This is a genomic window from Trebonia sp. (assembly GCF_049794275.1).
Classification (GTDB): Bacteria; Actinomycetota; Actinomycetes; order Streptosporangiales; family Streptosporangiaceae; genus Trebonia.
Genome location: NZ_JBARCR010000931.1, coordinates 1 through 6650 on the forward strand (window position 1 = coordinate 1; position 6650 = coordinate 6650).

The 6650-nt window shown below is 70.6% G+C and carries 8 protein-coding genes and 1 pseudogene; 6 read left to right on the plus strand and 3 right to left on the minus strand.

What is annotated here, in order from left to right:
* Positions 1 to 515 (plus strand): annotated as a pseudogene (locus WA805_RS23965) (class I SAM-dependent methyltransferase); the annotation flags it as partial.
* Here the strand turns inward: WA805_RS23965 and WA805_RS23970 are convergent.
* Both WA805_RS23970 and WA805_RS23975 read right to left on the minus strand, forming a co-directional pair.
* Positions 493 to 921, minus strand: a complete 429-nt coding sequence (locus WA805_RS23970; protein ID WP_422339257.1) for a TraR/DksA family transcriptional regulator — start codon at positions 919 to 921, stop codon at positions 493 to 495. The pseudogene WA805_RS23965 and the gene WA805_RS23970 overlap by 23 nt on opposite strands.
* 74 nt (positions 922 to 995) lie before the next feature.
* Positions 996 to 1760: an SOS response-associated peptidase gene (locus WA805_RS23975; RefSeq protein WP_422274241.1), complete on the minus strand. Its 765-nt coding sequence runs from the start codon at positions 1758 to 1760 to the stop codon at positions 996 to 998.
* A gap of 118 nt (positions 1761 to 1878) precedes the next feature.
* Between WA805_RS23975 and aroA the strand changes: the two genes are divergently transcribed.
* The gene (aroA, locus tag WA805_RS23980) at positions 1879 to 3195 is read left to right on the plus strand and encodes a 3-phosphoshikimate 1-carboxyvinyltransferase (protein ID WP_422339256.1); all 1317 of its coding nucleotides are present in this window, start codon (positions 1879 to 1881) and stop codon (positions 3193 to 3195) included.
* Positions 3159 to 4244 carry a ribosome small subunit-dependent GTPase A gene (gene rsgA / locus WA805_RS23985; protein WP_422286179.1) on the plus strand — a complete coding sequence of 362 codons (1086 nt, stop codon included), beginning with the start codon at positions 3159 to 3161 and terminating at the stop codon, positions 4242 to 4244. Before aroA ends, rsgA begins: the two co-directional genes overlap by 37 nt.
* On the opposite strand, the gene WA805_RS23990 is transcribed toward rsgA, so the two are convergent.
* The gene (locus tag WA805_RS23990) at positions 4241 to 4528 is read right to left on the minus strand and encodes a DUF2087 domain-containing protein (protein ID WP_422274235.1); all 288 of its coding nucleotides are present in this window, start codon (positions 4526 to 4528) and stop codon (positions 4241 to 4243) included. The genes rsgA and WA805_RS23990 overlap by 4 nt on opposite strands.
* A 90-nt stretch (positions 4529 to 4618) precedes the next feature.
* Between WA805_RS23990 and hisN the strand changes: the two genes are divergently transcribed.
* The 3 genes from hisN to WA805_RS24005 form a co-directional block, all read left to right on the plus strand.
* The gene (gene hisN / locus WA805_RS23995; protein WP_422274233.1) at positions 4619 to 5404 is read left to right on the plus strand and encodes a histidinol-phosphatase; all 786 of its coding nucleotides are present in this window, start codon (positions 4619 to 4621) and stop codon (positions 5402 to 5404) included.
* Between the two features lie 213 nt (positions 5405 to 5617).
* Entirely contained in the window at positions 5618 to 6154 is a 537-nt protein-coding gene (locus WA805_RS24000; protein ID WP_425243462.1) for a cyclic nucleotide-binding/CBS domain-containing protein, read from the plus strand.
* Between the two features lie 182 nt (positions 6155 to 6336).
* A partial coding sequence (locus WA805_RS24005) for a hypothetical protein (protein WP_425243463.1) occupies positions 6337 to 6650 on the plus strand: 314 nt, incomplete at its 3' end.

Genomic DNA, 6650 nt, shown 5'->3' on the forward strand with positions numbered 1-6650 from the left:
CACCAGGCCGCGGCCCGCTGCGCATGGTGGCCGCCGACGGCTGGGGGCTCGAGTTCCTCGCCGACGGCTGCGCGGATGGCGTCATCGCCGAGGACGGCACGCTGTCGCGGCACCTGGCGGCCGAGTCGCTCGTGGCCGAGATCGCGCGGGTACTGCGCCCTGGCGGGCAGGTGCTCGCCTGCGTGGACTCGCTCACCTTCGGCATGGCCGTGCTCGCCGAGCAGCACCGCTGGCCGCACCTGATCGACGTACCCAACGCCGACGTGGTGCTCGTGCCGTGGCCTGACGAGACCATCACCCGGTGCTACGGCGCCGAGCAGCTGCGCGAGCTCTTCACGAGCGGCGGGCTCGAGGTCGACTGGATAAGGCCGCGTACCGTGTTCTCGCCCCGGACGGTCAGCTACCTGCTGGCCCGCGAGCCGGGGAGTTTCGGCGCGCTGGTTGAGGCGGAGCTACGGGCCCGTTCCGATGACTCGGTAGGAGCACAACTGATCACCTGCGCACGGCGCTGCTAGCCTGGGGGGCGACCCCCTGGAACCCCCGCACCGGGAGGCACATCCCCCCGGACTCCCCTGCCCGTAACCGGCGGCGACGGTCGAGTTTCGACTGGCAGGGCACGCATCTCGGGGTGGCGGGGCGGGCCTCTAGCCGTGGCTCAGGGATCTCGTGGCCGCAGTCCACGCAGCGCCCGTAGCTGCCGTCGTCGACCCGCGCGAGCGCCGCGAGCACCGCCGTGCGGTGCTCAACCGCCGACTGCACCGCCGCCTCATTGCGGTCGGCCTCGGTCAGGTTCGCGCCAGCGTCGCCCGCCTCCGCGGTCCCGCCCCTGGACAGCGGGTGTTCACCGCGCAGTACCAGAACCGTCCGGTCCAGGTCGTCGCGCATTTCCTCCAGGCGCTTGCGGGCGACGGTAATTTCCACGGAAGTCCTCGCTTCCCGCCGCGTGCGCTGCGCGGGGTCACGGCGCAAGGCCGGCCCTGCAGCGCGCCGCGGACTCAGAACTCGGGCGGCCGCTCCCTGTCATTGCCGGAACCAGGCCCTCCGGCCAGCGAACCCGCGTCGCCAAGCGGCTCCACGAGGGCTGGACCGTTGTTCCGAACAGAGTTGACGGCCGTAGAAACGGGGTACGACGTCAGGCCGCCCGCCCCCGAGGATGTGGCGGGCTGCATTGTCGCGAGTAGCAGTTCTTTATCGTTATTTGCCGGGTCAAGCCAGTCCGTCCAGCTGTCCGGCGTTATCACCATCGGAGTCCGGTCGTGAATCCTGCCGATGTCGTCGGTGGCGTCGGTGGTGATAATCGCCGCGGACCAGAACCACGCGTTCTCGTGGTCTTCCGGCACCGACTCGTCCCGCCACAGCTCGTAAATGCCGGCGAAGGCGAGGATTCCACCGTCCGTTCGGTATATGTAATGGGGCTGCTTGGCCTTGTCCACGGTCTGCCACTCGTAGTAGCCATCAGCCGGGATGATGCACCGCCGCCTCTTGAACGCGCTGCGGAACGCCGGCTTTACCGCGACCGTCTCCGCGCGCGCGTTGATCATCCGCGCGCCGCCCTTGGTGTCCTTGGCCCACGGCGGGACCAGGCCCCAGCGCACCAGCCGCAGTTCGCGCTCGTTATCGTGCTCCCTGACCGTGTAGATCCGCTTCGTCGGGGCAACGTTGTAGTCGGGGTTGCGGTCCTCGCCCACGCTGTCACGCTCAGCGGCGAACTTCTCGAGGAGTTCGAGGCGCTTGCGAGCGGAGACGAAGCGACCGCACATACAACCCTTCCCAAATGGCACAGTACAAGCCGGATTGGCACTTCATAACCGGAAAACGCCGCGGCCAAACCCGCAACGGTCAGCGGACCAGTCCGTGCCAGCCGCTACGCTCGGGGCCATGGATTCCGGACGCTGGCGCTGCCCTGCCGCGGAGGGACCGGTGCGCGCCCGGCTGCGGCTGCCTGGCTCCAAGTCGATCACGAACCGTGCCCTCGTGCTCGCCGCCCTCAGCGACTCCCCGTCGCTGCTGCGCGGCCCGCTGCGGGCTCGCGACACGTCCCTCGCCGTAGCGGCGCTGCGGGTCCTGGGCTGCTCAATTTCAGAATCAGGAACGGACCTGGCTGTCTCCCCGCCGCCGGATGACTCCGGTTCCGTGGCGCCTCTTACCGTCGACGTGGGCAACGCGGGGACGGTCATGCGGTTCCTGCCGGCGGTGGCGGCCGTGCTTTCCGCGGCGCCTGTGGCGTTCGACGGTGACCCGCGGGCCAGGGAACGGCCGGTCGGCGCGCTGCTCGGCGCCCTGCGCACGCTGGGCGTGCCGATCGACGACGACGGCCGGGGCGCGCTGCCGTTCACCGTGCACGGCCCGGGTTCGGTGCGCGGCGGCGCCGTGACGCTTGACGCCTCAGGGTCGTCGCAGCTGGTATCGGGGCTGCTGCTGGCGGCGCCCCGCTTCGATCGCGGGGTAGAGGTCCGGCACGAGGGGCCGCCGGTGCCGTCGCTGCCGCACATCGAGATGACGCTGCGGATGCTCCACGGCGCGGGCGCGGAAGTCTCGGCCGACGGGTCGCCGCGGCCATCGCTGTGGCGGGTGCGCGCTGGGCGGCTGCGCCTCGGCGACTTCACCGTGGAGCCTGACCTGTCCAACGCGGGGCCGTTCCTGGCGGCGGCGCTGGTAACCGGCGGTGCTGTGACCGTGCTTGACTGGCCGGCCGACAGCCTCCAGGCCTCGGCGGGGATTCTGGACGTGCTCACCCGGATGGGCGCGGTCTGCACGCCTGGCCCCGACGGGCTGACCGTGACAGGGTCCGGGGTCATCAACGGGATCGAGGCCGACCTGCGCGACATCCCGGAACTGTGCCTCCCGCTGACCTCGGCCGCCGCCCTCGCCTCAGGGCCCTCGGTGTTCACCGGGGTGGGTCACACCCGGGCGCAGGAGACCGACCGGCTGGCCGCGATCGCCAAGGAGATCAACGCACTCGGCGGGGACGTCACCGAGCTGCCTGACGGCCTGTCGGTGCGGCCGCGGCCGCTGCATGCTTCGCCAGGGCAGGCGTTCGAGAGCTACGACGACCACCGGATGGTGATGGCCGCCGCCGTGCTCGGCCTCGCCACGGGCGGCATCGAAGTGCCGAACGTGGCCACGGTCGGCAAGACCTTCCCTGACTTCACGGCCCTGTGGTCTTCGATGGTCCGGGGGGAGTCAGGCACCTGAGGAACCGTTCCAGCTACCGAGACGAGGATGACGTCCGGGTCCGCGCGGGCCGCGGCTCCCGGCCGCGGACCCGTCGCCGCCCAGCGCACGAAGGCGCCACTGAGGCGTTCGTCGTCAACGTGGACCGGGGCAGGTACGGCTGCCTGATCGACGACGGCGACGCCGGCGACGCCGGCATCCCCGGCGGCGGCCGGATGGTGACCGCGATGAAGGCCAGGGAACTCGGCCGCAACTCGGTCGTGGTCGGCGACCGGGTAGCGCTGGCGGGCGACACGTCAGGCGAGCCGGGGATGCTCGCGCGGATCGTCCGGGTCGAGGAGCGGACCAGCGTGCTGCGCCGGTCTCCCGACGACACCGACCCGCTGGAGCGGATCGTCGTGGCGAACGCGGACCAGATGGTGATCGTCTGCGCGCTGGCCGACCCGGCGCCCCGGCTCAGGTTCGTGGACCGGTGCCTGGTCGCCGCGTACGACGCGGGCCTTGACCCGCTGCTCGTGCTGACCAAGTCCGACCTGGCGTCCCCGCGCCGGGTGCGCGCCTTCTACCGGCCGCTCGGCCTGCCGATGGTCAGCACCCGGCAGCCGCTGTCGCCGCAGACCATGACCCGGCTGCGCCGGGCGCTCGACGGCCGGATCAGCGTGCTAATCGGCCAGTCGGGAGTCGGCAAGTCCACGCTGGTCAACGAGCTCGTGCCGGAGGCGGGCCGGGCCGTCGGCGTGGTCAACCCGGTGACCGGGCGTGGCCGGCACACGTCGTCTTCCGCGGTGGCGCTGCGGCTCCCGCCGTTCGCGACGTCCCGGGCCAATGATCCCGGCTGGCTGATCGACACCCCCGGCGTACGGAGCTTCGGACTCGGGCACGTCTCGGTCGAGCGCGTGGTGGAGGCCTTCGGCGACCTGGCCGAGGGCACCGAAGGCTGCCCGCCGGGCTGCGACCACCTGTCCGAGGACTGCGCCCTCGACGCCTGGGCGGCCGAGCACCACGCCGAGGCCCGCCTTGACTCCCTGCGCCGCCTGCTCCGCAGCCGCGACTCCGCCGACGGGTCCTAGCGGACCGGGACGGTGCCGCCGGAACGCCAGTAGGTGCCGTCCGGCGTCCGCGACATCAGTTCCTCATCGATCAGGTATCGCCTGAGCGTGGCGTGGTCGTCGTACAGAGCCTTGAGTATCTCGGTGACCTCGGACTCCGGGTAGCGGCGGCCGGGCTCGAATGCCTGCGCCACCAGGTCGAGCAGCAGCAGGCGGACCGCGCGCTTGGCGGGCAGCGCCGTGATCCGGCCATCCCTGACGAACGGGCGCAGCCGGTCGGGAAGATTGCTGAAGGGTGCGTCCATCGACACGATTATGACGCGGCCGCGCACCGCACCGCACGGGAAAGCTCCGGCGCTGGTCTCCGGGACGTCATAGACGGTACCGTTTCGCGGGTGGGAAGTTATGGCGATGACCTGCGGTTCGCGCACGTTCTCGCTGATGCCGCCGACGACATCACGACGCGCCGGTTCCGGGCTCTCGACCTGCGGGTGGAGACCAAGCCTGACCTGACGCCGGTGTCCGACGCCGACCGCGCCACCGAGGATTCGCTGCGGAACGTGCTGCGCAGGGCGCGGCCGCGGGACGCCGTGCTCGGCGAGGAGTCGGGCCAGACCGGCGTCGGCCCCAGGCGCTGGGTCATCGACCCGATCGACGGCACCAAGAACTACGTCCGCGGCGTACCGGTGTGGGCGACGCTCATCGGGCTGATGGACGGCCCCGAGGTCGTCGTGGGCGTCGTGTCCGCGCCGGCGCTGAGCCGCCGCTGGTGGGCGGCAGCCGGCGGCGGGGCGTGGACCGGCCGCAGCCTGACCAAAGCGAGCAGGTGCCAGGTATCCGGGGTGACCAACCTCGGCGACGCCTCCTTCTCCTACTCCGGCATCGGCGGCTGGGCGGAGAAAGACCTGCTCGGCGGCTTCATGGGGCTGGCCAAGTCGGTGTGGCGGACCAGGGCCTTCGGCGACTTCTGGTCGCACATGCTGGTCGCCGAGGGGGCGGTTGATATCTCGGCGGAGCCGGACGTTTCGCTGTGGGATGTCGCCGCGATCCAGGTCATCGTGGAGGAGGCGGGCGGCCGGTTCACCGACCTGTCCGGCACGGCGACCCCAGAGGGCGGGAGCGTTGTCTGTACGAACGGCCACCTGCACGACGAGGTTCTCGCACAGCTGACAAAACCCTGACCAGGTTCGGCCCGGGCCTATTTTCAATAACCGGCTATCGCCGGGATGCCGGCGACTGAACATTCCAGGGCAAATGCGTTACGAACGCGTTTCGCAAGTCGAGAACGGGTATCACAAGTTCACAAGCTCGCTGCGTGCGTCCTCTAGCTGGACAAATGCAACCAGAGTCGGCGCACGGAACACCGCAAGGTAATCCCATGGGGGTGATGCGCCATGAAGGTGGCAGACGGAATGTCCGAGCGGGTTCTCATGATCGGCCCCGCGCACACACTTCGAGAGGCCGCCCGCATGATGGCGGCAAGAAACGTCGGCGCCGCGGTCGTCGTCAACCCCGAACACTCCGGCGTGGGCATCCTCACCGAGCGGGACATCCTCAACTCCGTGGCCGCCGGCGAGAGCCCCGACACCGAGACCGCGGGACAGCACTGCACGCAGGACCTGGTCTTCGCGTCGCGCGAGTGGACCCTCGAGGACGCCGCGGCGGCGATGGTGCACGGCGGTTTCCGGCATCTCGTGGTCGTGGAGGGCCATGAGGTCGTTGGCCTGCTGTCCATGCGAGACATCGTCCGCGTCTGGTCATCGGTCCGCGTCCCGGCCCAGGCCGTCGCGGGCAGGGAAACCGTCGCGAGCGACGAGGCCGTCGCGGGCACCACGCTCTTATACAGCCCTCGCGGCGAAAGAACTCCTCATATACAGCTACCTTTAAGGAAGTTCTCATCGAGCTCGCATGAAAATGACGAAGAATTCTAAATACGGGGCGAGCGTACCTATCTCCCCGTCTTTGAGCGCCAGGCGGCGAGTTCCCGCTCCAGCCGCCCGGCCGGTGCCCGGACGGTTTCCCCGGCTGTCCGGGCGCCCGCGGCGCCCGGCCTGGATTTACTTTCCCCCGTCCACCAGGCCGGGCGCCGCCCTTTCGCCCTTACCTTTAAAGCGTGCACAGCGCACGCACGCCGCCCGCCGGCGGGCATCGCCAAGGGTCATACGCGGATCGCGCCGAAACGTACCTCAGGCTGCTCGCCGAGTCCGCGCTGCGCCCGGCCGCCAACGGCGACACCAGCCGCGTCCGCCGCGCCGCCGAGGCACTCACCGACGCTGGGGTGCTCAGCGACCAGGCGGCCGCGGAGATCCTGGCGGACGTCCAGCTGGCGCTGCGGTTGCGGGGCAGGCGGCAGACGGCAGGCGCGGGGTCCCGGCTGCGCAAGCTGCGCGGCTTCCAGCCCGCCAGCCCGCTCGGCCAGCCCGGAAC